Raw genomic sequence first — 26,471 nt, 5'->3', positions numbered from 1 at the left:
ACGCGGTGTGGATTCCCATACAACTGAACGAACATAGCCCCGAGCCGCTGTACCATCAAATCGAAGTCCAGCTCCGTGCGTTCATCGTAAGCGGGCAAATGCCCGAAGGTACGCTGCTGCCCTCCATTCGCGAGCTGGCGCAGCTGACGAAGTGCAGTGTCATTACCGTTCGCCGGGTTTACCAGGACTTGGAGAACGAAGGACTGCTCCGCACCCGTCAAGGTACGGGCACGTTCGTTGCCAAGGTGGACGATCAGCTGCGGAGCAATCAGCGCCGCAGCGCGGTCATCGAGGCGATCGAGTCGGCGGCGGACGCGGGAATCCGGGTTCATTTTACCGATGAGGAGATCCTTCAGATGCTGCGGGAGGTGCTTGCCCGGAAACGGGCGGCGGCGGACGGTGAGGCAGAGCAAGCAAGGCAAGCGGATAGAGGAGGGGGAGCGACATGACGGAAGCGGCTGTTGCCATCGAAAGACTGATTCAGCGCAGGGCGCATTTCGAGCTGGGGCCGGTGAATCTGACGATCCCGAAGGGCTGCGTGACGGCGATCGTCGGACCGAACGGCTCCGGCAAGAGCTCGCTGTTTCGGCTCATGCTGGGACTGGCGATGCCGGACGAAGGCAGCGTGCGAATGTTTGGGGAGCAGGTAGACGGCGCTGGCGACGCCGTTGCCTACAAATCGCGCATCGGCTACGTTCCCGAGCAGGCGATCGATATCGAGGAGCATCTCAGCGGGGATGAGAAGGCGGCGTTCACGCGCCCGTGGTACCCGGGCTGGGACGTGAACTTTTACAGGGAGCTGCTGCGGCGGTTCGAGGTCGATCCCGGCATGAAGTTTCGCAAGATGTCCAAGGGGATGCGGCGCAAGTTCGACCTGTCTCTGGCGATGGCGCATCATCCGGAACTGCTGCTGCTCGATGAACCGTCCTCGGGACTCGACCCGATTGCCTGGAAAACGATGATCGATACGCTTCACCGGTATATGGAACCTGGTGACCGGACCATCGTGATGGCTTCTCATATCGTGGACGAGGTGCGGCGGCTGGCGGACTATATCGTGTTCATCATTCAGGGGAAAGTGCTGGGGATTTACGAGAAGGACGCGCTGCTGGAGTCCTGGCAGACGCTGTATGTCGACGCCGGCGGCAAGACGATACTATGGAAGACGATGCCCGGCTTCCGCAGCTGCGACCGCGCAGGCGGCACGACGTATAAGATCGTGACGGAGAAAGCGGGCGAGGCGGAACAGTGGCTGGCCGCGCACGGCGCCGCATTGATCAGCAAGCAGAAGCTGGAGCTGGACGAGATCCTGTTGGAATTGCGCTAGCAACGAACATGCGAGAGGAGTTTTGAGAGAATGAATGCTTTATCGCTGGAGAAGGTTTTCAAGCAGTATGGGGACAAAACAGCCGTGAACGGCATCAGCTTCGACGTTGCGCAAGGCGAAATCTACGGCCTGCTCGGCGGGAACGGCGCAGGCAAGACGACGACGATGCGGATGGTGCTCGGCCTGATCTACCCGGATTCCGGGCAGATCCGCTACGAAGGCAAAGTGTACAGCAAGGAGCAGCTGCGCAGTCTCGGCTATCTGCCGGAGGAGCGCGGCCTCTATCCGAAGGTGAAGGTCGGCGACCAAATCCTATACCTTGCGCAGCTGCGCGGCATGTCGCGCAAGGATGCCGACCGGAACTTGAAGCGCTGGCTGGAGCGGTTCGGCGTGCCGGAGTATTACGGCAAGAAGGTCGAGGAGCTGTCCAAGGGCAATCAGCAGAAGATCCAGTTCATCGCGTCGGTCATCCACAATCCGCGGATCGTCATCATGGACGAAGCGTTCAGCGGGCTGGATCCCGTCAACGTCGAGCTGTTGAAATCGACGGTCAAGGAGCTGCGCGATGCCGGATCTTCGATTCTGTTCTCCACGCACCGCATGGAGCATGTCGAGGAATTATGCCGCAATATTACGATTCTGCACCGTTCCAATCCCGTGCTGCAAGGGAATTTGAAGGCGATCAAGAAGCAGTTTCCGCGAGAGCGCGTGATTCTGGCGACGGACGGCGACGTGTCCGGCCTGGAAGCGATCGGAGGCGTCATGAGCGTGAACCGGCATGAATACGGCTACGAATTAACGATCAACGACGAGGCCGCGGGCCGGCCGATTCTGGAGCTGGCGATGACGCAAACCGGCGTGCAGCGCTTCGAAATCATGGAACCGACGCTCAACGAAATCTTTATCAAGACGGTAGGTGAGAATCATGAATAGCGGATTCTGGACGGTAGTCGGCTTCACGGCGAAGAATAAAATGCGCGGCAAAGCTTTTCTCGTCACCACCCTCATCATCGCGGTCATCATGAGCATCGGCATCAATTTGCCGTATATCATCTCGCATTTCAGCGGCGAGGGCAAGACGACGGCGGTCGGGTATCTGGACAGCACGGCGGATGAAGCGAAGTCGGAGATGTTCACTTCCACGAAAATCGCCGCCATGCTGAACAAGTATTACGAGGCGCAGGAGAAGCCGGAGCTGAAGCTCGTGCCGATCGCGGAGGCGGGTTCCGCGGAGGAGAACGAGAAAGCGCTGAAACGCGCGGTTGCCGACGACGTGGTCAATGGCTATATCGAATTCACGCCGGACCCGGCGAGCGGGTTCCCGGCCGTCACGTACAAATCGGAGAGCCTGATGGAATCGAAGGTATCGCAGTCCTTGAAGACGGCGCTGCAGGCGGTCAAGATGGACGGCGTCATCAATAACGGAGGGCTCAGCAACGAGTTGAAGGCGCTGCTGACGAAACCCATCGAGCTTAATACCGTTCAAATTTCGTCAAGCGGCGGCGCAGGCACGGGCGCTATCGGCGGCCAAGGCAAATCGACGGAGCAGCAGGGCATGGACATGGCGACGGTGTACGTCATTATCTTCATGCTGTTCATGGCGATCATGATCAGCGGCCAAATGATCGCGAGCGAAATCACCGCGGAGAAGAGCTCCCGCGTCATGGAAATTCTCATTACGAGCGTCGCGCCGCTGAAGGCGATGTTCGGCAAGATCCTCGGCATGTTCCTCGTCGTGCTGACGCAGCTGGCGGTCTACGTCATCGTCATCGTGATCAACATGACGCTGCCGCAGAATGCCGACAAGCTGAACGAATTCGGCATTTCGCTGGATAAAATCGATCCGGTCCTGCTGGTCTATGCGATTCTGTTCTTCTTGACGGGTTTCTTCCTGTTCGCGACGCTGTTCGCGGCCGTCGGCTCGATCGTCAGCCGCACGGAGGATCTCGGCCAGGCGGTGCTGCCGATCACGATGCTGTCGCTTGCCGGCTTCTACATCTGCATGTTCGGCGGCCTCAACAGCCCGGGCTCGATGCTGATGAAAGTATCGTCGTTCATCCCGTTCTTCGCGCCTTACGCGATGGTCGTGCGGCTCGGCCTGTCCGACCCGCCGCTCTGGCAGGTATGGCTGTCGATCGCGATTCTGCTCGTCACGATCCTCGTCTGCGGCTGGCTGTCCGCGAAGATCTACCGCGCCGGCGTGCTGATGTACGGCAAGAAGCCTTCGATGAAGGAAGTCATGAAGGCGATGCGTTACCGGTAAGGAGAGCAAGGCAGAGGTTGGGATTGTTAACGCGGTCTTGCATGCATACGACGGTTTTGATGTGAAAAGGCCAGTAAGATCTTCATGATCTTACTGGCTTTTTCGTTGTATCAGGTTAAGCGGAGCATTCTGGTTGCGTTTCACAACATGTGCATACAAGTTGGCGAAATGCTATACTAATAGCCATACAAGTGAGCATCCATATGACGAGGGGACGAAGCCTTATGAAAGAAAAGGCGCTGCCCAAATACGCGCAGCTGAAAAAAGAAATATTGGCTTGGCTGGATCTGGGCAAGCTTCAGCCCAATGATCAGATGCCGTCCGAGAACGAGATTGCCGAGCAGTTCGGACTGAGCCGGCAAACGGTTCGGCAAACGCTGGGCGAGCTGGAGACGGAAGGCAGGCTGTACCGCATGCAGGGGAAAGGGACCTTCGTCGCCGAACCGCGGGGAAGCGAGCAGCGCGCCGAGGTGCAGACGATCGGCCTGGTCACGACTTATATTTCCGATTATATTTTTCCGCATATCGTTCGGGGCGCCGAGGCAGCGATTCGCGCCAGGGGCTACAGCTTGCTGCTGTCGAGCACGGACAACGATAAGGGCAAGGAGCGGGAAAGCCTCTCGATCCTGACCGGCCAGCCGCTCAGCGGTTTGATTATCGAGCCGACGAAGAGCGCGGAAGGCAACCCAAACCTCGACTACTTCCTGGCGCTCAACAACCGGCGCATCCCGTACGTCATGATCAATGCGAAATATCCGGAAATCAGCAGCCCATCCCTGGTCATTGACGACGAAGCGGGAGGCGCCGCGGCTGCGGAGTATCTGCTTGGGCTCGGACATCGCCGCATCGCGGGCTTCTTCAAAACGGATGACCAGCAAGGGGTGCTCCGCCTGAAAGGCTTCCTGCGGGCGCATCAGAGCGCAGGCCAAGCGCTTCACCCGGACTTCGTCATTGCCTATCGCACCGAAGAGAAGGCGAAGAAGCCGGCTGCGGCGGCCGAACAACTGCTGGGACGTCCCGAAGAGGAGCGCCCGACGGCGTTCGTCTGTTACAATGACGAGCTTGCCCTGCAGCTGCTGGAAGTCGTGCGCAAGCTCGGATTGTCCGTTCCGAACGACGTATCGCTCGTGGGCTTCGACGATTCTCCGCTGGCGACGGCTACGGAAGTCAAGCTGACGTCGCTGTCGCATCCGAAGGAGGAGATGGGCGCGGCTGCGGCGCAGATGCTGTTCGAGCTCATCGCAAGCGGCGGGGCGTCCGTCCCGGCCTCCAAGATCTATAAGCCCGAGCTGGTCGTCCGGGCATCTGTTCGGCAGCTCTAGAAGTTTTTTGATAATAGAACTAGAAAATTGGTACGTACAAGTCTATAATTCAGATAGAACGACAAGTCGTGCGAAAGGATGATCGGTTTGCTGAAGCGATTAAAGCAAGAGGTACTGGAAGCGAATCTGGATTTGCCCAAGTATGGTCTCGTTACATTCACGTGGGGCAATGTCAGCGGCATCGACAGGGAGAGAGGCCTTGTCGTCATCAAGCCAAGCGGCGTTCCGTACGACAAGCTGAAGCTGGAAGATCTCGTCGTCGTCGACCTTGAAGGGAACAAGGTCGAAGGGGAGCTGAAGCCGTCTTCGGACACGCCGACGCATCTCGTGCTGTATCGGGCCTTTCCGCAAGTCGGCGGCATCGTGCACACCCATTCGCCGTGGGCGACCAGCTGGGCGCAAGCGGGCAAGCCCATTCCGGCGCTTGGTACGACGCACGCGGATTATTTTTACGGGGAGATACCTGTTACCCGGGCAATGACGACCGCGGAAATCGAGAACGCCTACGAGTTGGAGACGGGCAAAGTCATCGTGGAGACGTTCAAAGATAAGGATCCGAGTCGGATTCCGAGCGTGCTCGTCAACAGCCATGCGCCGTTCAATTGGGGCAAAGACCCGCATGAAGCCGTGCATAACGCCGTCGTGCTGGAGGAGGTCGCCAAGATGGCGCTGCATACCTTTGCCCTGAATCCGAATATTGGGCCGATGGATCAAGCGCTGCTGGATAAGCATTTCTTGCGGAAGCACGGTGCAAGCGCTTACTACGGGCAGAACTAGCAACCAATGAAGCAGGCATTCCGGCCTTCGCAGCGACGATAAGCGCTGGAATGGATTCGAAGAACTCGCCTTGGAGGGATATTCGTGACTCATAACATTATCGAAGATATTCAGCTTGGCAGAACCGCGCTCGGCATCGAGCTCGGATCGACGCGCATTAAGGCCGTGCTTCTTGGCGCCGATCATTCGCCGATCGCGTCCGGCAGCCACGACTGGGAGAACAGCTACGTGAACCAGATCTGGACGTACGGCATCGAGGAGATTTGGCAGGGCGTTCAGGACAGCTACCGGAAGATGGCGGATGACGTGAAACGGCAATATGGCGTAAGCCTGCAGCGGATCGGAGCGATCGGGTTCAGCGGCATGATGCACGGCTATATGGTTTTCGGCGAATCCGGCGAATTGCTGACCCCGTTCCGCACATGGCGCAACAACATTACCGAGCAAGCATCGGCGGCGCTGAGCGAGCTGTTCGACTTCCATATTCCGCAGCGCTGGAGCATCGCCCATCTCTATCAAGCGATTCTGAACGAGGAAGCGCATGTAGGCAGCATTCATTCCCTGACGACGGTTGCCGGGTACATCCATTGGAAGTTGACGGGGAGGAAGGTGCTGGGCGTCGGCGAAGCTTCCGGCGTATTCCCGATCGATATCCGTACGAAGGATTACAACGCCGTTATGGTCGAACAGTTCAATGCGCTGATTGCGTCCGGCAATCTGCCTTGGCGGCTCGAAGATCTCCTGCCGAGCGTACTGGTCGCGGGCGAAAGCGCCGGCACGCTCACGGAGGAAGGGGCTAGACTGCTGGATACGACAGGCGAGCTGCAAGCCGGCATCCCGTTCTGTCCGCCGGAAGGCGACGCCGGAACCGGCATGGTAGCTACCAACAGCGTAGCGGTGCGCACGGGTAACGTGTCCGCGGGCACCTCCGTATTCGCCATGGTCGTGTTGGAGAAGGAATTGTCCAAAGCCTACGAGGAGATCGATCTGGTCACTACGCCCAAAGGCGATCTCGTCGCCATGGCGCACTCCAATAACTGCTCCTCCGATCTCAACGAATGGGTGGGCTTGTTCGGCCAATTCGCCGCCGCGATGGGGATGGAGGCCGATGCCGATCGATTGTACGGCACGCTGTACAACCTCGCGCTGCAAGGCGATCCGGATTGCGGCGGACTGCTTGCTTACGGCTATCTCTCGGGCGAGCACATGACGCATTTCGAAGAAGGCCGGCCCTTGTTCGTCCGTTCCTCGGAAAGCAATTTCAACCTGCCGAACTTCATGCGCGTACATCTGTTTACGGCACTCGGAGCCTTGAAGATCGGCATGGATATTCTGCTCAAGGAGGAAGCGGTGAAGCTGGACGCCATCCTGGGTCACGGCGGCCTCTTCAAAACCGTCGGCGTGGGCCAGAAGATCATGGCCGGCGCGCTCGATGTGCCGGTTGCCGTCATGGAAACGGCAGGCGAGGGCGGAGCCTGGGGGATTGCGCTGTTAGCCGCGTTCATGCTGAACCGGAAGGACGGCGAATCGCTGGAGGATTACTTGAACGGTAAAGTGTTCGCGGATAAAGCGGGCGTGACCGTCCAGCCCGATCCGAAGGACGTCGAAGGATTCGAGGCGTTTATGAAGCGTTATATGAAGGGGCTCGCCATCGAGAGAGCCGCAGTGGAATCGTTCCATTAACCGATTATAAGAAACGAAAGGGGCATAACCCATGTTGAACGTGAAACCGTACGAATTTTGGTTTTTGACCGGCAGTCAACATCTTTACGGCGCCGAGACGCTTTTGGAAGTCGAGGCCCACTCGCAAGAAATGGTCGACGGTTTGAATTCGGATTCCTCCATCTCTTATAAAATCGTGTTCAAGGCGCTGTTGACCACGCCTGAAGATATTCGTAAGACGTTGATCGAGGCAAGCAGCAGCGAAGCATGCGCCGGGGTCATCACTTGGATGCACACCTTCTCGCCGTCGAAGATGTGGATCTCGGGCTTGGCGCAGCTGAACAAACCGCATTTGCATTTCGCCACGCAATACAACCGGGAAATTCCATGGAGCACCATCGACATGGATTTCATGAATACGAACCAAGCTGCGCACGGCGACCGCGAGCATGGGTTTATCGCCACTCGCATGGGCCGCTCCCGCAAGGTCGTGTTCGGCCACTGGGCAGATCAAACGGTGCGCGCGCAAATCGGCGGCTGGCAGCGAACGGCGGTTGCGTACTGCGAGAGCAAGACGCTTAAAGTCGCGCGATTCGGCGACAACATGAGGCAAGTGGCCGTAACGGAAGGCGATAAGGTCGAAGCGGAGATTCGTTTCGGGTGGTCCGTGAACACGTACGGCGTGGGCGATTTGGCCGAGCGGGTAAGCGCCGTCGCGCAAGGGGCGGTCGACGAGCTGGTTGCCGAATACGAGCAGGCGTATACGCTGGTTGCGGATACCGCGGAGAAACGGCAAGCGATCGCGTACCAAGCGCGGCTCGAGCTGGCTATCCGGGGCTTCCTCGAAGAGGGCGGCTTCACGGCGTTCACGACGACCTTCGAGGATTTGCATGGGCTGGAGCAGTTGCCCGGCTTGGCCGTGCAGCGGTTAATGGCCGATGGCTACGGCTTTGGCGGCGAAGGGGACTGGAAGACGGCCGCGCTCGTGCGGCTCATGAAAATCATGGCCGACGGCAAAGGCACGTCCTTCATGGAAGACTATACGTATCACCTGGAGCCGGGCAACGAGCTGGTCTTGGGCGCTCATATGCTTGAAATTTGTCCGACCATCGCGGCCGGCAAGCCTCGCATCGAAGTGCATCCGCTCGGCATCGGCGGCAAAGCCGATCCGGCGCGAATGGTGTTCAACGGTCGGAGCGGTTCGGCGATCAATGCGAGCATCGTCGATCTTGGCCATCGCTTCCGGCTGCTGGTGAATCAGGTAAACGCGGTGGAAGTGGCGGAGGCGATGCCGAATCTGCCTGTAGCGCGGGTACTCTGGCAGGTGCTGCCGAACTTGAAGGATGGCGTCGAGGCGTGGATCTTGGCCGGCGGCGCGCATCATACCGGATTTTCCTACGAAGTGACGACCGAACAAATGCTGGATTTCGCGGAAATGTTCGGCATCGAGTCGGTCCTCATCGACGAGCGGACGGACCGAATCAGCTTCCCGAATCAGCTTCGGTTGAATCAAGCGGCATGGAATAACAAGTAGAACGGCAAGCGCCCTGAGGGCGGATTCATAAGGCGTTTCATCGGCAGCGAACAAGCGGGCCTTCTGACAACAGGAGGCCAAGCCATGCAGCGCCAGCGGAAGAAGACAGTAACGCAAGAAGGCGGAGTCCCCGGACTCCGCCTTCTTCGTTTGCCTGAAGGTGCGGCGCTCCTGGCGCCCGTGATATGCGTTTCGGCAGAAAGGTTAGAGGATTTAAGAAAATCTCTTGTACACACGCGGAGACCGCGCAGCGGCTCGAACGCGAGGTGAGAGCTTGGTACGCCGAGCTGGCAGGCGCGCCGCTCGATCCGGACGGCATTGCATACGATGGGATACTAGCCATGCTCCATGATCGATCTCATCAATTTCGTTCATGGTCCGCAGTCGGAAAAGATCGGTTGCTGACGCATATTCCGATACGATGAGCGAGAGTGCGGCCGGATTCTAACGAGGCTTGAACGTGAATTCGCCGCCGCATTCGACAGGCAGCCGGGAGGCCGGTTATATCGGGTCCGTACCCGGCAGACGTATAGGACGAGCGCGAGCGGATCGCGCCAGGCACATTCGATTTCGCCCGCGGACCGCGCCATCCGGTTCGTCCGGGCATCTTGGACGACGGCATAAACCTCCGATATTGGACGTATGGACGAAGCGGTTTCGATGCGTGGATGGTGGTTCGGCCGTTCATGGAGGCAGGCGTTTCGTAATGGCGAAAGGGGCGCCGCGGCTTATCGAGAGCCGCGGTTTTTGTCGCGAAAATTGAGGGAGAAGCCGCCGGCCTGGGAACCTCAAATCAATGCTTTGTGCGAACGTTAATCCGAAATATTGGAGAAGGTGTTGAAGGATGGCGGTTGCGATCAAAGATTTGCGGCGGAGCTCGGGGCTTCCGCGGCGAGGGTGTTTCGTTCGTTGAAAGCCGGACATGCGCGCCGCGCAGGCGTTTCGCGGGCGCCTTAAGAAACGGCCTGCAAGGGTCGTGTACAAGGGTCGCCTGGGAAGCGGCAATCCGCTTCCGCTGTTCGGTCATCGTGCTGCGAAGCATTAGTCTCCATAAGGAAATGCGCGCCAGACCGCGATTTCCGCGACAATCGATGCATCTGCCGCGCAACCGGCACCTCGCCGCCCCCACCGCGCAGCCGCTCACGCCGCCGTCGTCGAGGCGAGGAAAAAAGCAAACAAAACCGCGTCGTGCGCTGATTTGGCGAACGATGCTTTTTTTTGCGTCTTTGGGGCCGAAACCGCATGAGTCCATAGGCCGAGAGACGGAGCATACCGTTCAAGATGGGCATCAGCGCCAAAAAAAGAAAGCGTTGACAAAAAATACAGCGTGGATTTAAGATGTTTATGCGAACGTTCGCAAAGAATATTGCATGATGAAGGCATTTACATACGTTGTATCTTGTGCGAACGTTTTCTGATTTATCACCTTTCGAGAGGTGTGATGAGATCGGCTTAAGGGGAGTCGGCTATTCGTCTGCATGCACGTCCGCACCAACCGCAATCATTCAAATTCGATTCGATCAGGAGGAGAAACAGTGAAAACAAGAAACAAACTCGCTATGCTAAGCAGCATGCTTTTGAGCTTGACCCTTGTCCTTTCCGCTTGCGGAGGAACGAACAACAACAGCAGCAACACCGCGAACGATACGAACAAAGCCAGCAATGCAGGCAGCGCCGACAAAACCAACAACGCTGGCACTAACAGCACGGCGAACGCTAATGCGGCAGATACGGAAAGCGCTTCCGATACGAATGCGGCGGCAGCAACGGAAGTGAAACACGACCCGGTTACGCTTCGAATCGTCAGCTGGGCAGGAGACGACTATGTGCCGCTCTACCAGAAATTCCACGAGAAGTACCCATGGATCACGATCGAGAACGTACCGGTTAACGGCAAGTCGATTCTCGAAGTCGTGGCTGCGAACCAAGCGGCCGGAACGCCTGCCGACTTGTCGTGGGTTGACCAAGACTTATACTCCTTCGAACAAAACGGCGTCGCCGAGGATCTGACCCCGTACCTCGATACGGATCCGACGATGCAAAGCGTGCAATTGAAGAACGGTTTGCTCGATACGTTCAAGATCAACGGCAAACGCGTAGCCGTTCCTTTCGTAGACGTGCCGATGTGGATTCTCGTCAACAAGGACCTGCTTGCCAAGAACGGTCTCGACATGCCGCCTAACGACTGGACGTATGACGATCTCCGCGAGGATGCGAAGAAGATGACCAATCCGGATGCGGGCGAATACGGCATGACGACGATGCCGGAATGGCAAATGCGTCTCCTCAGCACGAAGTCGATCGCGGACGGTTACGCGAACAACCTGCAGTTCATGAACACGGACCTGACGCAAAGCATGATGGGAACTCCGGGAGTCGTGGATGAATTCAAGTGGCTTAAAGAGTTCGTGACGAAAGACGGCTCGATGCTGAATTATGCCGACGCCAAAGCCAAAGGCGATGCCATGTCGAACTTCCTGAACGGCAAAACCGGCTTCGCGATCGGCGGAAGCTGGAACATTCCCGAGCTCCGGAGCAAAGCGAACTTCGATTGGGACGTTCTGCCGTTCCCGAGAGGCACGAAAGGCCAGCCTAGCTACAGTATCTGGGGCCCGATGACGCTGCTCGCAGGCTCGAAGCACAAAGCGGAAGCGTTCCTGTACATCAGCTTCCAATTCTCGAAAGAGATTCAGAAGTGGAAAATGGAGCAAGGCAACAACCCGGCGATCATCGATCCGGAACTGGATGCTTACTATGACCAAATCCCGCTGTGGAAAGACAAGAACACGGACGCGGTCCGTATCTCCAAAGAGAACGGCATCCCGGAAATGGGCTATATGATTCCGGCGTTCGGCGAATATCAATGGAACGGACTCGGCAACAAGATTATTTTCGAGGACGGAGACACCAGCGAACTGATCGCATCGGCCGAAGGCTGGAACAAGCGAACGCAAGAAGTGCGCGCGGCGTTGAAGTAGCCGATTCCTCGGTTGTTGTGGCTGTTGCGGCTGTTGTGTGATCGCTAGCACGGCATGCTGCGGAAGTCTCGTTACTTGTCAGAAGGCGCCGTGCCCGGGATTGCCCGGGCCGGCATGCCGCGGAAGCAGGGAAGAAGCGGCAGACCAGACTTTACTAGAGGTGAGTTAGGATGGGAAGCATCACATTCAACCACGTGTTCAAACAATACAAAGGCGAATCGCGCCCGGCCGTGAACGATTTCCATCTGACGATCGAAGAAGGGGAATTCCTCGTCCTGGTCGGGCCTTCGGGCTGCGGGAAGTCTACGACGCTGCGCATGCTTGCCGGATTGGAAGAGATCTCGAGCGGCGACCTGTATATCGACGGCAAGTTCATTAACTACACTTCGCCGAAGGACAGAGACATCGCGATGGTATTCCAGAACTATGCGCTGTACCCGAATTTGACGGTGTACGAGAATATCGCGCTCGGTTTGAAGCTGCGCAAGACGCCGATGTTCGATATCGAGCTTCGGGTTAACCGCGTTGCGCGCATTCTGGAGATTGCGCACTTGCTGGACCGCAAGCCGAATCAATTGTCCGGCGGCCAGAAGCAGCGGGTAGCGCTCGGCCGCGCAATCGCGCGCGAGCCGCAAGTATTCTTGATGGATGAACCGCTGTCGAACCTGGACGCGAAGCTGAGAGCGCAGACGCGCGCGGAGATCATCAAGCTCCAGAAGGATTTGAAGCGCACGACCGTATATGTGACCCACGACCAAGTCGAAGCCATGACGATGGGCACGCGCATCGTCGTGATGAAGGACGGCGTCATTCAGCAAGTCGCCCCGCCGCGTCAGCTGTACGATCGACCGGCCAACATGTTCGTCGCGGGATTCATCGGTTCGCCGCAGATGAACTTCATCACCGGCAACATCACGCTTGAGGACGGCCGTTACTACTTCAACAACAAACGAATGAAGCTACTCATTCCGAGAGAGCATGACCGGAATATAGCGCGCATGAACGGCGCGGTTCGCAACGTCGTGCTCGGCGTAAGGCCGGAGCACTTGCTCATTAAGCCGGCGTATTCCGAGGCGGACGAACGGAATGGCTACGTGCAGGGAAGCGTGCAATTCTCGGAAGTGACGGGCGCGGACAGCTACGTCTATTTCACCGTCGGCGATTCGAAGCTGATCGTACGCACCGATCCAAGCGATTCGTACCTCAGCGAAGAGGAGCCCGCAATCGGCTTTAACATGAACAAGGTGCACTTCTTCGATAGCCATACAGGCGTATCGTTGGCGGTTGGAGGAGATCAAGGATGAGGAAGAAGCGGACTCGAATCGCCATCCGGCTCGCGCCGATTCTCGTCATCCTCTTCGGCGGCTATCGCTGGGCTTATGGCGGGGAACCGGTCACTTACGCCTCGACCCTTACCGCCGCAAATATGCTGACGTACAAGGCTGCGGGAGATTTGCTTCCCTACGCGAAGGTGATGGCCGACAACCAAGTGACTGCCGAATCGTCATCCGGCGCGCCGATTGCGATCAAGGCGAGCGAATTCAGCGATTCCGCGCCTGACGCGCAAGCAGAGAAGACGAACGATGCGGACGGCGAGTCGCTGCATTGGAACAGCGACCAAGGGTGGGTGGAGTGGAGCTTCGACGTCGCGACCGCCGGCTGGTACGAACTCGATATCGATTATATGCCGCTTCCGGGCGGCAACGACTCGGTCATCCGCGGCATCCAGATCGACGGCAAATATCCGTTCTCGGAATCGCAGCACGTCGAGCTCGAGCGTCATTGGAAAGACGCGAAATACCCGTACGACCGCAACGAGATCGGCATGCAAGTCCGGCCGGAGCAGGTCGAGATCGCCGGCTGGAACGAGAAGGCGGTCAGCGATTTCACGACCTCATCCGAACCGCTGCTGTACCGGCTTGAAGCCGGGAAGCATACGCTTCGTCTTGTCGGCAACAAGGAGAAAGTTGCGCTTCGCTCGTTGACCTTCAAGCCGAAGAAGGCGATCAAGACGTATGCGGAGTATCAAACGGCGAACCCGGCTCCGTCGAGGGAGAAGGAATGGTACGGGAACGTCGAAGGGGAGAACTTCCTCGACAAGTCGAGTCTGATGATTCAGACGGATCACTGGTCGGAGCCTTATATCTCTCCGGATCCGAAAGGCCGCACGACGTATAACGTCATCGGCGGCGACAGATGGCGCAACCCCGGCGAGGCGATCGAGTGGACGATCAACGTGCCGGCGGACGGGTGGTACGAGATCGATCTGAAAGCCTACCAGAATTATCGCAATGGATTCAAAGCCTACCGCACGATCGAGATCGACGGCGCGGTTCCGTTTCGCGAGATGCTGCATTACCCGCTGCGATTCAACGGCGAATTCACGGTCGAGACGATTCGCGACAAGGACGACAAGCCTTACCGGTTTTATTTGACGAAGGGCGACCACAGGCTCAAGATGACGGCTGACGCTTCGGAGATGCAGCCGATTCAACTGGCTTTGAATAACGAGCTTCAGGCATTATCCGATTATGACCGTAAAATCCGCTTGCTGACGGGCGCGTATAGCGTCAGCTCCTTCGATGCGAATCTGGATACGACGAGAACGTGGGACATGAAGAAGTACGATCCGAACGTGGAGCAGACGATGGACGGCTTTATCAATCGCTTGTCGGACATCCGCGATTATATCAACGGCGTCAACGGCATCGATTCGGATCTCGCGGAAGGGATTCTAAGCTCGATCGACCTGCTGAAGGAGCTCCGCAAGAACGTCGACGAAATTCCGAACAAGATCGATACGTTCTCGACGATTCAGAGCAATATCGGCACGTGGATGACGACGCTCACGCAGCAGTCGCTGCTGCTCGACTTCATTACGGTCCGCACGCCGGATACCGATCCGGGCTTCAAGGTGCCGACCGCATGGTCCCGCATCCCGTACTCGATCAAAGATTTCGCCCGTTCCTTCTATATGGACTACGACGTCAGCAAGAAGAACGACAAGGATTCGCTGACGATCTGGGTGTCCCGCGGACGCGATTACGTCGACTTGCTTAACGAAATGATCGATACGGACTTCACGCCGAAGACCGGCATTCATGTAAACGTCAGCTTAATGCCGAACGCGAACCAGCTCATCCTGGGCAACGCCGCCGGCGAAGTGCCGGACGTAGCGCTCGGTATCGGCGAAGCGACGCCGGCCGACTATGCCATGCGGGACGCGGTGGAGGATCTGTCCAAATATCCCGGCTTCGAGGATGTAGCCAAACGCTTCATCCCGGGCACGTTCCGCGCCATGGCATACGACGGCGGCACTTACGGCTTGCCGGAGACGCAGAACTTCAGCGTAATGTTCTATCGTACCGATATATTCGACAGCCTGGGCTTGAAAGCTCCGGACACCTGGGACGACTTGTTCACGATCTTGCCGACGCTGCAAGAGAACGACATGACGATGAGCTATCCGAAGGCCGACTTCACCACGATGTTCTTCCAGAACGGCGCCGAGCTGTACGCGCCTAACGGGTTGAAGAGCACGCTTACGACGCCCGAGGGCATGGCTGCATTCAAACGCTGGACGGACCTGTACTTGAAGTACAATCTGCCGATCGATATTCCGGCCTTCTTCCAGCATTTCCGCAACGGGGACATTCCGATCGGGATCGCGGACTTTAACACGTACGTCCAGCTGCTCGTCGCGGCTCCGGAAATTACCGGTCACTGGAAGATCGCTCCGCTGCCCGGCGTGAAGCAAGCGGACGGCACGGTCGCCAGATGGTCTCCGCAGGGGATCTCGGCCGGCATGATCATGAAGAAAAGCGATAACAAGGACGAAGCCTGGAAATTCCTCCAATGGTGGACGTCCGACGAGGTTCAAGCGCATTACGCGAAAGACATCGAGTCGTATTACGGCATGGAATACCGCTGGAATTCAGCGAACACGAACGCGATGAAGACGCTCCCTTGGTCGAACGAGGATATCGCCGTGCTGCGCGAGCAGAGCAAATGGGCGAAGAACATGCCTTACGTGCCAGGCTACTACTTCCTCTCGCGGGAAATGGACTTCGCTTGGAACAGTACCGTATTCGACCGCGTGCCCGCGCAAGAGGCGTTAGAGAAAGCGCAAACGGAGATTCAACGGGAAATGGACCGCAGGCAGGTCGACTTCGGCATTAAGAAAACCGACGACCTGCATGTCCCGCAAATTAAGAAACCTTTTAATTGGGAGGAATCTCAATGATCAATACGGAGCTTTCTCCCGCGCTGGCCAAGGTTGGACGCAAGTCCGGCCTTGGTACCAAGCTTGGCCGATTCTTCAAAGAACTGAAGCGCGACACGTTCGCGTACTTGTTCATCGCGCCCTTCTTGATCTGCTTCATGATCTTCATCGTCATTCCGGTCTTCATGGCCGGCACGCTCGGATTTACGTCGTATAACGGGTTCGGCTCCCTGCACTTTATCGGGTTCGACAACTATCTCATGCTGTTCACGAACGACATCATCTTCTTGACCAAAGCGCTGCCGAACACATTCTTGTTCGCGCTCATCGTAGGACCGGGCGGCTATGCGTTGGCGTTCCTGTTCGCTTGGCTGATCCATCAGCTGCCGATCCGGATTCGCGACTATTACACATTGGCCTTCTACGCGCCGTCGATGGCCGGCGCCGTCGCGTTGTCGGTCGTATGGATCGCGGCGTTCAGCGGCGACCGCGTCGGATACGTCAACCGGTTCCTGCTCAAATTCGGCCTGATCGACAGTCCGGTCATATGGCTTCAGAATCCGGATTATTTGCTTAAAGTAATGATTCTCGTATCCCTGTGGATGAGCTTCAGCGTCGGCTTCCTGGCCATGCTGGCCGGGTTGCAGACCGTTAACCGGGAGCTGTATGAAGCGGGGAGCATCGACGGCGTATCCAACCGCCTGCAGCAAGTGTTCTATATTACGCTGCCGTCGATGAAGCCTCAACTGTTGTTCAGCGCCGTCATGACCATCGTCGGCACGCTGAAGGCCGGCGCCATCTCCACGCAGCTGACGGGGATGCCGGTTACGCCGCAATATGCAGGGCATCTCATCGTCAACCATATTGACGATTACGCCTTCATTCGGTTTGAACTCGGCTATGCCTCGTCGATCTCCGTCATGCTGCTGCTCGTCAGCTATTTCGCGATGCGATTCGCGTATCGGCTGTTCGGGTCGAAGGAGGAGATGTAGCCCGATGATCGCAACCTTTAGAAGACGAATGCGTAAAGTGACGCCTTTCCAAATCATCCTGACGGTTTGTTTCACCGGGCTGGCCGCGTTCATGGCGCTTCCGCTTATCTTCATTCTCAATCATGCGTTCAAGCCGCAGAACGAGCTGTTCTTGTTCCCGCCGAGATTCTGGGTCCATAATCCGACCTGGCACAACTTCGAAATCCTGTTCCTGCATGCGAGCAACGGGGCGGTGCCGTTCACCCGGTACTTGTTCAACAGTTTTCTTGTCACGGGAATAACGCTCCCCAGCGTCATCATCGTCAGTACGATGGCGGCCTACGTGCTGGCGAAGTACAACTTCCATTTCAAGGGTCTCATCATGGGGCTCATTACGCTGTCGCTGATGTTCGCGCCGGAAACGGTCAGCATCCCGAGATATTTGATCATCAGCGGGCTGCATATCAACAATACGTATTTCGGCCATGTCCTGCCTGCCTTGGCATCGCCGCTCGCGGTGTTCATGCTGATCGGCTTCATCTCGCAAATTCCGAACGAGCTGCTCGAAGCGGCCAAGATCGACGGTGCAAGCCAGCTCGGCATCTTCATGCGGATGGTGCTGCCGCTTACGGTGCCCGCGATCGCCACGATCTCGATCTTCACGTTCCAGGGCATGTGGGGCGATGTCGAAACCTCGACGCTCTTCATGCAGAGCGAGACGATGCGAACGCTCGCCTTCTACGTCAACAGCTTGGTGAGCGGTCTTCAGAATAGCGTTGCCGGCCAGAATATGGCGGCGGCGGCGGGTTTGCTGATGTTCATCCCGAACTTGATCATCTTCTTGCTCTTCCAGCGGAAAGTGCTCGAGACGATGGTCCATTCCGGAATCAAGTAATTAACTCCAGCAAAGGAAGTCGGAACAATGAAGAGATTGCTTGTTTTCCTGCTTCTGGCAGTGATTACAGTGCTGGCCGTGCCAAGCGAGGCTTATGCCCGGCTCCCCTATGTGACCACCTACTTCGACAAGAATCAAGGCACATGGACGCGCATTCAGGATTTCTACAAGCCTGTCAATGCCTTCAATGATGGATTCGACGAGCCTGTCGACATTCAAATCGACGCCAGCGATAAGGTGTACGTGGTCGATAAAGGCAGCGACTCCGTCTTCGTGCTCGACGATGACGGCAAGCTGATCACGACGATTTACGCGAAAGACGGACCAGGCTCGCTGGATGCTCCGGAAGGCGTGTTCGTCGCGTCCGACGGCAAGATCTATGTCGCGGATACCGGCAACGGGCGGATCGCCGTGTTCAAGAGCGACGGCACGTTCCTCCAAGCGTACGCGAAGCCCGATTCGCCGCTGCTTGCCAGCGATCCTTTCATCCCGACCAAGCTCGTCGTAGACCGGCGCGGCGTCATGTACGTGAACATGAAGGCATCTTACCAAGGGCTGATCCGGATCAATCCGAAAGGGCAATTCATGGGCTACTTCGGAGCGAACAAGGCGCATCAATCGTTCATGAACTGGATCAAGAAGCTTGTCCTGAACAAGGAACAGCTGAAGAAGGAAACGCCCAGCCTGCCGAAGCCGATCGCGAACGTATCGATCGACGCGGACGGATTCATCTACACGACGTCGGGCGGCGATTTCGGCAAGGCGGCGATACGCAAGCTGAACGCCGGGGGCGTGGACGCCTTCAACGGAAGAGAGTTTCAGCATAGCCATGGTATCGTCGACGTTGCGATTGACGGCAATGGTTTCATGTACAACATCGACCAAGACTTTGGCGGAATCAATGTCTTTGACCGAAACGGCGACGTGCTGTTCGACTTCGGCATGACGAACGTGAACACGCAGCAGTTCGGCGTGTTCGGATTCCCGACCAGCATTGCGATCGACTCGAAGAACAACATCTGGGTCGCGGACAGCGGGACGAGTACGGTTCATAAATTCCGAAGAACGGATTTTGGCAACGATGTCATGCAGGCGCTCGTCATGTATGCGGATGGCCGCTACGAGGACAGCAAGCCTTACTGGGATCGCGTATTCGAACGCAACGAGATGTTTACCGGCACCTACCAAGGCCTCGGGCAAGTGTACCTGGAAGAGGGAGACAACGCCAAAGCGCTGGATTATATGAAGGAATCTTTCGATACGAAAGGGTACTCCGAAGCGTTCTGGGAGATTCGGCTTGACTGGTTGCAGCATCACTTCCTGGCGCTGCTGATCGGAATCGTGATCATCGCCGTCATCCTGACTTACCTCCCTAGAACGGTGCGCAGGCTGCTGAAGCGGAAGCCGCTGCCGAAGTCGTTCGACAGGCCGCTTGCGGATATCAGGAACTTCTTCTACACGATGTTCCATCCGTACGAGGGGTTCTATCAAATGAAGGAAGCGCGCGTCGCTCCATGGATTATCATCATACTGCTCGTAGCAGTCGTGGCGATGAAGGTGATAGCAACGTATTATACCGGCTTCCTGTTCCATCCCGTCGATCTGTCGGAGCTGGACCTGTATAAGGACCTGGGATTATTCGTCGCGCCATGGGTAACATGGGTGATCGCGAACTATCTCGTCTGCAGCGTCAAAGACGGCGAGGGGAAGTTCCGCGAAGTCATTCAGGGCAGCACGTACGCCTTGGCTCCGTACCTCGCATTCTCCATACCGATTCTGATCTTGTCCAACATCCTGTCGCTGAACGAGAGCGTGCTGATCCATTCGCTTTCCTCCGTGATGATGCTGTGGATGCTCTCGATGTTCTTCGTGATGACGCAGGTCATTCATAACTTCGAGTTCGTGCAAACGATCAAGAACTCGCTGATCACCGTGTTCGCGATCTCGATCATTTGGCTGTTCGGCTTCATCATCTTCGGCCTGTCGACGAACCTGTACGACTTCTTCTACCAGCTTTACAAAGAGGTGAGTATGTATCGTTAACTTCATCAAGCTTCTATCCCTTCGCGTCAAACTCATAGCGGCCGCGGTTGTCGTCGTTCTCGTTCTCGTGCTGCTCATCCTGAGCGGGGGAGAAACGCCGTTCGATCAAGCGTTAGCCAACGCGGGCATACCCGAGCCGGCGAACGATCACGCTCCGCTCTACACGGGAGAAGCATGGCAGCCGGCAGCGGAAGCCGACGGCTACGCCAAAGCGCTGGAGAATGAAGAGTATGCGCTCTATTACCGGCCGGACAATACCCAGATCGCGGTTGTCGACAAGAAATCGGGAGCGCGCTGGACGAGTAATCCGTCCGAAGCCCAATTGGCGAACGAGGCGGTCAAAGGAACGCCGCTCCAAAACATGCAATCGACGTTCGTTCTGACCTACGTCATGAACGAAGGCAAAGACCAAACGCTCGAGAAGACCGTGAACGCCGTCGATAAGACCGTCGAGAAATCGGCGGTGAAGACGGATCGCGCGCTGCAAGTCAATTATCGCTTCCCCAAAGTCGGTCTCAGCCTCTCGATCCAATACGAATTGACGAAGGCGGGCTTGACGGCCCGGATTCCGACGGACGGCATCAAAGAAGAAGATAAGTACGTCGTCTATACGGTCAGCTTGCTGCCGTACTTCGGCGCGGCGTCCAGCGGCGAGAACGGTTACTTGCTGCTGCCGGACGGACCCGGCGGAATCGTGAAATTCGACAAGGCGCATATGAATCTCACGCAAGGTTATCTCAACCAGGTATACGGCGGGGAAATTACGAACGATAACAACTACACGAAGACATCGTACTCGCGCAGGGAGCAGGTATCGTACGGCGTCTTCGGCGTGAAACGCGACGATCATGCCTTCGTGGCGATTCTCTCCAAGGGCGGGGGTTCGGCGAGCATTGCGGCTAACCCGCCAGGTTCCAAAGTGTCGACGAATTTGTTCAACGTCGGTTCGGTCATGAGTTACCGCGAGAAGTACCTCTACTACCGCACGCGGAACACGCCTCCGATCGAAGACGTGCAGCCGGATCGTCTCGACACGGATCGCGAAGTCCAATACCGCTTCTTGAACGGCGACCAGGCGAACTATATCGGCATGGCTGGCGCGTACAGGGACTATTTGCAGGAGAACGACGAGATTCGTCCGCAGCTTCAGCAGACGGACCATATTCCGCTCTTGCTGGAATTGGAAGGCGGAAGCTACTCCTCGCAATTCAATAAGACGAAGTACGTCGCGGCGACCACGTTCCCGCAAGCGGCCGAAATCGTCCAAGGCTTGAAGGACAAAGGCGTAGCTAATATGACGGTCGCCTACTACGGCTGGCAGCATCTAGGGGGCAAAGACAGCTACGACCGCTTCCCGATCGAGCCGAGTCTCGGCGGGGCATCCGCCGCCAAGAGGTTCATCGCCGGGGCGAAGAAGCTTAACGTGCCGGTGCTGTTCTATGACGATTATCTCAATCTTTCGACGAAGTCGAGTCTCTCGGCAAGCGCGAACGGGATCCGCGGCATTGAAGGCATAACGACCGTCTACGACGGCTGGTACTTCAGCAAGCCGGCAAGAACGGTTGATATGGCGTACGACACCATCAACAAGCTCAAGTCGATCGGCGTATCCGGCATCTTGTTCGAAGCGCTCGGCGATACGACGTTCAACGATTACGACAAGAAGACGTATCTGACTCGCCAGGATACGAACGAAATCTATCAGGGCCTGTTGAAGTACACGCGTGAGAAGCTTGGCCAAGCAGGCGTATTCAGAGGGAACGATTATTCGCTGAAGGAATCCTCCATGGTCGTTAATTTCCCGCATGACTCCAGCTACGACTTCATGATCGACGAGACGGTACCGTTCTATCCGGCGGTCGCGCACGGCTTCGTATCGTATACGTTCGACGAGGGCAACTTGCGGAACGACGTGAAGACGGAGTTCCTGAAGGAAATCGAATACGGAGCGATTCCGTCGTTCTTCCTCACGTACGACGAGACGCGCAAATTGAAGGATACCGGCTTTAACTGGCTGTACAGCAGTCAATATTCGCAGTGGGCCGACCGTATCGGCGAAGAGTACCGGCAGTTCGACTCGCTCGCGAAGCTGTACAATCAGAAGATCGTCGGCCACGAGGAGACGGGCAGCAACGTATTCGCGACAACGTATGAAGACGGGACCCGCGTGGTCGTCGACTATAACAAAGGGACATTCGTCGTCGAAGGAGGGGGAAGCCAATGAACAAGCCGCTAGATATCGCTCGCCAGCGTTATTTGTATCTATTCAAAAAATACGGGGTCGGCATGCTGTTCATGCTTCCTTGGATCATCGGGTTCTCTGCGTTCGTCGCTTATCCGGTCGGTTATTCGATGTTCATGTCGCTGCATAAGGTCGACATTGGTCCGGACGGCTTTCAGTATCACTGGCTTGGCTTGAAGAATTTCCATGACGCTTTCGTCGTCGACAACGAGTTTCCGATCGACTTGATTTCGTTCTTCCAGCAGATGCTGCTCATGGTGCCCATTATCGTGATATTCGCGCTGCTGATGTCGCTCATGCTGAATCAGAAGTTCCCGGGCCGGTTCATTTACCGCGCGATCTTCTTCTTGCCCGTTATCTTCGCCACAGGTCAAGTATTAACGGAATTGTTCGCGCAGGGCGCCGGCGATATTCCGTTCGTCGACCAATACAACCTCGGACCGCTCATTCAGAAGTACGTCGGGCGCGAGTTCGCGGATACCGTCATGTACGTTCTGGGCAAGGTGATCTTGATTCTGTGGTATTCCGGCGTGCAGATTCTGATCTTCATCGCCGGTTTCCAGACGATATCGCCTTCGATCTACGAAGCGGTTCGCATCGACGGGGCGTCTCCATGGGACAGCTTCTGGAAGATTACGCTGCCGGCCAGCGTGCCGTTCATCAGCTTGAACATGCTGTATACGATCATCGACCTGTTCACCTTCCCGGATAACCCGATTATCAAGCACATTAAGAACAATATGGTCAAGATCGATACCGGATACGGCTATGCGAACGCCCTTGCCTGGATTTATTTCGGCTTTATCTTCGTCCTGATCGCGATTGTCATGTGGTTCTTCAGCCGAAGCATGAGTAGAAGGAGTGTTCGTTCATGAGTACCGGAGTATGGACGGAAAGGGCCGAGAAAGTCAGCCAAACGGTAAAAGGCATCTTCTGGAGCCGGACCTCGCAGCGGATCAAAGTATTCCTGCTCGGCCGCAGCCTCTCGGACGGATTGATCGCCAAGCTCGTGCTCTGCGTGCTGCTGTCCATCGTCGGCTATCTCTACATGCAGCCTCTGATCTACATGGTCAGTACGATGCTCAAGCCGCTTAACGATCTGCTCGATCCGACGGTCGGCCTGATTCCGAGGGAGCTGACCTGGGAGAATATGCACACCGCGTACAGGGGCTTGGTGTATGGGGAGGCGATTCGCAATACGGCTTTGCTGTCCGTATCCTGTTCGATCGTTCAAGTGTTCATCTGCGCGGTGACGGGTTACGCGCTGGCGAAGATGAACGTGCCGTTCAAAGGCTTCTTCTCGGCGATGATCATCCTGTCCTTCTTGATTCCGCCGCAAGTCATTATCATTCCGCTCTATGTCATCTACAGCAAGCTGCATCTGCTCGGCACGATTTGGGTATTCCTGGTGCCGGCCGTCTTCGGCCAAGGCGTCAAGAGCGCGCTGTTCATCTTAATTTTCCGCCAGTTCTTCAAGGCGCAGCCCATCAGTCTGGAAGAAGCGGCGAAGCTTGACGGAGCCTCGACGTTCCGGTTGTTCTTCTTCATCATGCTGCCGCTCGCGCGGTCGGCGTGCCTGGTCGTCTTCTTGTTCTCGTTCATCTGGTACTGGAATTTATATTACGAGCCGGGCATGTTCCTCACGAACAGTTTCACGCCGCTTTCGATCAGGCTCGATCACTTGCAGGAAGTGCTGAACCCGTCGCCGTTCGGCGCCAATACGGTGCAGTCGGATGTCGATCCGACGACCGAGAGCGCGAAGATGGGCGCAGCCTTCTTGATTATCGCGCCGCCGATCATCGTGTTCATGTTCCTGCAGCGCTGGTTCGTCACCGGTATTGAAAGAACGGGTATCGTGGAGTAATGTAGTTGAGAATCGCATAAGAAAGGTGTTGATTGTCATCGCGAAACAACTGCAGAGCTCGGCGGGTATCGTTCGCTTCGACCGGCCGGCATCCCGATGGGAAGAGGCGCATCCGATCGGTAATGGCAAGCTGGGCGCCATGGTGTACGGAGATCCCCGCAAGGAGAAGCTGGCTCTCAATGAAGACAGCGTCTGGTACGGCGGTCCGAGCGACCGCAATAATCCCGATGCGAAAGCCCATCTGGACGTCATCCGCGAGATGATCGGGGAAGGCCGCCTGCGCGATGCGCAGGAGCTGGCGGCGATGGCGCTATCCGGCGTGCCGGAGTCGCAGCGCCACTATATGCCGCTCGGTGATTTATCATTCGGTATGCGTCTTGCCCCTGGAGAAGTGACGGATTATTCGCGCGAACTCGATCTGTCCGAAGGGATAGTTCGCGTATCGTACCGCACGGATGATGTTCGGTATACGCGCGAGACGTTCGCCAGCTTCCCGGATCATGTCATCGTCGTCAGATTTACGAGCAGCGTCGCCGGCGGGATATCGTTCAAGGCGCGCATGACACGCGGCAATAACCGATACTACGACGCCCTCGCGCAAGCGGACGCCTCGACGATCGTCATGCGCGGCAATTGCGGCGGTACCGGCGGCTCGGATTTTCGCGCCGCTTTCCGGGCCGTCGCCGATGGAGGCAGCGTCAAGCTGATCGGCGAGACGATGCTTGTCGAGCAAGCCGACAGCGTGACGCTGCTCATCGCGGCGGCAACTTCGTTCCGCCATGCCGATCCGGAGGCGGAAGCGCTGCGGGCGCTGGACGCCGCGTCGGAACAATCCTATGAATCGCTGAGAGCCCGCCATGCCGCCGACTTCCGCTCGCTGATGGACCGCGTATCCTTCTCTCTGGCTTCTTCGGAGGCGAGCGAATCGGAGGAGGGGGAAATAGCGAATCTGCCGATCGACGAGAGATTAAAGCGCGTTCATGACGGCCGGTCCGATATCGGCCTCATACCGCTCTATTATCAATTCGGCCGGTATTTGCTCGTATCGTGCAGCCGTCCGGGGTCGCTGCCCGCGAACCTGCAGGGCATCTGGAACGACAAGATGATGCCGCCTTGGGACAGCAAATATACGATCAACATCAATACGCAGATGAACTATTGGCCGGCTGAAACCGGCAATCTGGCCGAGTGCCACGAGCCGCTGTTCGATCTGCTGGAAAGAATGCGCGAACCGGGCAGGCATACGGCGAAGGTCATGTACGGCGCGCGCGGGTTCGTCGCCCATCATAACACGGATATCTGGGCGGACACGGCGCCGCAGGATATCTATGCGCCGGCGACGTATTGGCCGATGGGCGCTGCCTGGTTCTGCCTGCATCTGTGGGAACATTATGCCTACGGGCAAGACCGCGCGTTCTTGCAGCAAGCGTATCCGACGATGAAGGAAGCAGCTACATTCTTCATCGACTTCTTGATCGAGACGAAGGACGGATATGTCGTCACTTCACCGTCGGCGTCTCCGGAGAATACGTACGTGCATCCGAACGGAGAGTCCGGCACGCTATGCCAAGGTCCGGCGATGGACAGCCAGATTTTGGCCGAATTATTCTCGGCATGCATGCGTGCGGCGGAATTGCTCGGCGTGGACGAGGAATTCGCTGCGCAGCTCGCGGGCTTGAGAGCGAAGCTGCCGGAGCCTCAAGTCGGCAGGCACGGGCAATTGCTGGAGTGGATGGAAGAGTATGAAGAGGCGGAACCCGGCCACCGGCATATCTCGCACTTGTTCGCCCTGCATCCGGGCACGAGATTCACGGTTCGCGAGACGCCGGAATGGACGGCTGCGGCACGCGTTACGCTGGAGCGCCGGTTGGCGCATGGCGGCGGCCATACGGGCTGGAGCCGCGCATGGATCATCAACATGTGGGCGCGTCTTGAAGACGGAGAGCAAGCGCACGGGAACGTGCAGGCGCTGCTGTCTCATTCGACGCTTCCGAATTTGCTCGACAACCATCCTCCGTTCCAGATCGACGGCAACTTCGGCGGCGCGGCGGGCGTTGCGGAAATGCTCATGCAAAGCCATGCGGGAGCGATTCACCTGCTGCCGGCGCTGCCGATAGCCTGGGCGGAAGGGCAGATCGCAGGCTTGCGCGCGCGCGGCGGCTTCGAAGTCGATATCGCTTGGGCGGACGGCAAGCTGACGCAGGCGGTCATTCGCCCGACAGTCGGCGGATGCTGCGTCGTTCGTACGGATTGTCCCGTAACGGTAACTGCGAATGGGCAGGAAATCGCGATCGAGGCGCTGGAAGCGGGGCTCGTGCGCTGGCAGGCGGAGGCAGGGATTGAATATAGGCTCCGCCGGCATTTATAAATG

Annotated in this window: 18 protein-coding genes; all 18 read left to right on the top strand. The window is 57.2% G+C overall.

Going from position 1 to position 26,471, the window contains the following annotated elements:
- The first annotated feature begins 5 nt into the window (after positions 1 to 5).
- The 18 genes from GZH47_RS10245 (at position 6) to GZH47_RS10160 (ending at position 26,468) form a co-directional block, all read left to right on the top strand.
- Positions 6 to 449, top strand: a complete 444-nt coding sequence (locus GZH47_RS10245; protein WP_162640009.1) for a GntR family transcriptional regulator — start codon at positions 6 to 8, stop codon at positions 447 to 449.
- Positions 446 to 1,327: an ABC transporter ATP-binding protein gene (locus GZH47_RS10240; protein WP_162640008.1), complete on the top strand. Its 882-nt coding sequence runs from the start codon at positions 446 to 448 to the stop codon at positions 1,325 to 1,327. Before GZH47_RS10245 ends, GZH47_RS10240 begins: the two co-directional genes overlap by 4 nt.
- Positions 1,328 to 1,357: 30 nt before the next feature.
- Positions 1,358 to 2,260 (top strand): ABC transporter ATP-binding protein, encoded by a 903-nt coding sequence (locus tag GZH47_RS10235; RefSeq protein WP_162640007.1) that lies wholly within the window; start codon positions 1,358 to 1,360, stop codon positions 2,258 to 2,260.
- Positions 2,253 to 3,590, top strand: a complete 1,338-nt coding sequence (locus GZH47_RS10230) for an ABC transporter permease (RefSeq protein ID WP_162640006.1) — start codon at positions 2,253 to 2,255, stop codon at positions 3,588 to 3,590. Before GZH47_RS10235 ends, GZH47_RS10230 begins: the two co-directional genes overlap by 8 nt.
- Before the next feature lie 224 nt (positions 3,591 to 3,814).
- Complete coding sequence (locus GZH47_RS10225; protein WP_162640005.1) at positions 3,815 to 4,912, top strand: GntR family transcriptional regulator; 1,098 nt, start codon at positions 3,815 to 3,817, stop codon at positions 4,910 to 4,912.
- 87 nt (positions 4,913 to 4,999) lie between these two features.
- Entirely contained in the window at positions 5,000 to 5,689 is a 690-nt protein-coding gene (araD, locus tag GZH47_RS10220) for an L-ribulose-5-phosphate 4-epimerase (RefSeq protein WP_162640004.1), read from the top strand.
- A gap of 84 nt (positions 5,690 to 5,773) precedes the next feature.
- A complete protein-coding gene (locus GZH47_RS10215) occupies positions 5,774 to 7,372 on the top strand; it encodes a xylulokinase (protein ID WP_162640003.1) in 1,599 nt (532 codons plus the stop codon).
- Between the two features lie 31 nt (positions 7,373 to 7,403).
- A complete protein-coding gene (gene araA / locus GZH47_RS10210; protein WP_162640002.1) occupies positions 7,404 to 8,885 on the top strand; it encodes an L-arabinose isomerase in 1,482 nt (493 codons plus the stop codon).
- A 1,535-nt stretch (positions 8,886 to 10,420) separates the two neighbouring features.
- Positions 10,421 to 11,863, top strand: a complete 1,443-nt coding sequence (locus tag GZH47_RS10205; RefSeq protein ID WP_162640001.1) for a type 2 periplasmic-binding domain-containing protein — start codon at positions 10,421 to 10,423, stop codon at positions 11,861 to 11,863.
- 170 nt (positions 11,864 to 12,033) lie between these two features.
- Positions 12,034 to 13,167: an ABC transporter ATP-binding protein gene (locus tag GZH47_RS10200; RefSeq protein ID WP_162640000.1), complete on the top strand. Its 1,134-nt coding sequence runs from the start codon at positions 12,034 to 12,036 to the stop codon at positions 13,165 to 13,167.
- Positions 13,164 to 16,106: an extracellular solute-binding protein gene (locus GZH47_RS10195; protein ID WP_162639999.1), complete on the top strand. Its 2,943-nt coding sequence runs from the start codon at positions 13,164 to 13,166 to the stop codon at positions 16,104 to 16,106. Before GZH47_RS10200 ends, GZH47_RS10195 begins: the two co-directional genes overlap by 4 nt.
- Positions 16,103 to 17,077, top strand: a complete 975-nt coding sequence (locus tag GZH47_RS10190) for a carbohydrate ABC transporter permease (RefSeq protein ID WP_162639998.1) — start codon at positions 16,103 to 16,105, stop codon at positions 17,075 to 17,077. Before GZH47_RS10195 ends, GZH47_RS10190 begins: the two co-directional genes overlap by 4 nt.
- A 4-nt stretch (positions 17,078 to 17,081) precedes the next feature.
- Positions 17,082 to 17,951, top strand: a complete 870-nt coding sequence (locus GZH47_RS10185; RefSeq protein ID WP_162639997.1) for a carbohydrate ABC transporter permease — start codon at positions 17,082 to 17,084, stop codon at positions 17,949 to 17,951.
- Positions 17,952 to 17,978: 27 nt separating this feature from the next.
- Positions 17,979 to 19,994: a YIP1 family protein gene (locus GZH47_RS10180; protein ID WP_162639996.1), complete on the top strand. Its 2,016-nt coding sequence runs from the start codon at positions 17,979 to 17,981 to the stop codon at positions 19,992 to 19,994.
- A 67-nt stretch (positions 19,995 to 20,061) separates the two neighbouring features.
- Positions 20,062 to 22,218 (top strand): DUF5696 domain-containing protein, encoded by a 2,157-nt coding sequence (locus GZH47_RS10175; protein WP_162639995.1) that lies wholly within the window; start codon positions 20,062 to 20,064, stop codon positions 22,216 to 22,218.
- Complete coding sequence (locus tag GZH47_RS10170) at positions 22,215 to 23,111, top strand: carbohydrate ABC transporter permease (protein WP_162639994.1); 897 nt, start codon at positions 22,215 to 22,217, stop codon at positions 23,109 to 23,111. The genes GZH47_RS10175 and GZH47_RS10170 overlap by 4 nt, the downstream gene beginning before the upstream one ends.
- Positions 23,108 to 24,100, top strand: a complete 993-nt coding sequence (locus tag GZH47_RS10165; protein WP_162639993.1) for a carbohydrate ABC transporter permease — start codon at positions 23,108 to 23,110, stop codon at positions 24,098 to 24,100. Before GZH47_RS10170 ends, GZH47_RS10165 begins: the two co-directional genes overlap by 4 nt.
- A gap of 25 nt (positions 24,101 to 24,125) precedes the next feature.
- Positions 24,126 to 26,468: a glycoside hydrolase family 95 protein gene (locus tag GZH47_RS10160; RefSeq protein ID WP_162639992.1), complete on the top strand. Its 2,343-nt coding sequence runs from the start codon at positions 24,126 to 24,128 to the stop codon at positions 26,466 to 26,468.
- Positions 26,469 to 26,471 lie beyond the last annotated feature (3 nt).

It is taken from the genome of Paenibacillus rhizovicinus, assembly GCF_010365285.1.
Lineage (GTDB): Bacteria > Bacillota > Bacilli > Paenibacillales > Paenibacillaceae > Paenibacillus_Z > Paenibacillus_Z rhizovicinus.
Note: the sequence above shows the minus strand (reverse complement) of the source record. Positions and strands in the feature narration are given on the sequence as shown.

Excerpts from the sequence above, each read along its gene's own strand:
- GZH47_RS10235 (WP_162640007.1), top strand. The coding sequence starts at position 1,358 with ATGAATGCTTTATCGCTGGAGAAGGTTTTCAAGCAGTATGGGGACAAA.
- GZH47_RS10195 (WP_162639999.1), top strand. The coding sequence starts at position 13,164 with ATGAGGAAGAAGCGGACTCGAATCGCCATCCGGCTCGCGCCGATTCTC.
- GZH47_RS10165 (WP_162639993.1), top strand. The coding sequence starts at position 23,108 with ATGAGTACCGGAGTATGGACGGAAAGGGCCGAGAAAGTCAGCCAAACG.
- GZH47_RS10180 (WP_162639996.1), top strand. The coding sequence starts at position 17,979 with ATGAAGAGATTGCTTGTTTTCCTGCTTCTGGCAGTGATTACAGTGCTG.
- GZH47_RS10200 (WP_162640000.1), top strand. The coding sequence starts at position 12,034 with ATGGGAAGCATCACATTCAACCACGTGTTCAAACAATACAAAGGCGAA.
- GZH47_RS10185 (WP_162639997.1), top strand. The coding sequence starts at position 17,082 with ATGATCGCAACCTTTAGAAGACGAATGCGTAAAGTGACGCCTTTCCAA.
- GZH47_RS10190 (WP_162639998.1), top strand. The coding sequence starts at position 16,103 with ATGATCAATACGGAGCTTTCTCCCGCGCTGGCCAAGGTTGGACGCAAG.
- GZH47_RS10170 (WP_162639994.1), top strand. The coding sequence starts at position 22,215 with ATGAACAAGCCGCTAGATATCGCTCGCCAGCGTTATTTGTATCTATTC.
- GZH47_RS10240 (WP_162640008.1), top strand. The coding sequence starts at position 446 with ATGACGGAAGCGGCTGTTGCCATCGAAAGACTGATTCAGCGCAGGGCG.
- GZH47_RS10230 (WP_162640006.1), top strand. The coding sequence starts at position 2,253 with ATGAATAGCGGATTCTGGACGGTAGTCGGCTTCACGGCGAAGAATAAA.
- GZH47_RS10225 (WP_162640005.1), top strand. The coding sequence starts at position 3,815 with ATGAAAGAAAAGGCGCTGCCCAAATACGCGCAGCTGAAAAAAGAAATA.
- araA (WP_162640002.1), top strand. The coding sequence starts at position 7,404 with ATGTTGAACGTGAAACCGTACGAATTTTGGTTTTTGACCGGCAGTCAA.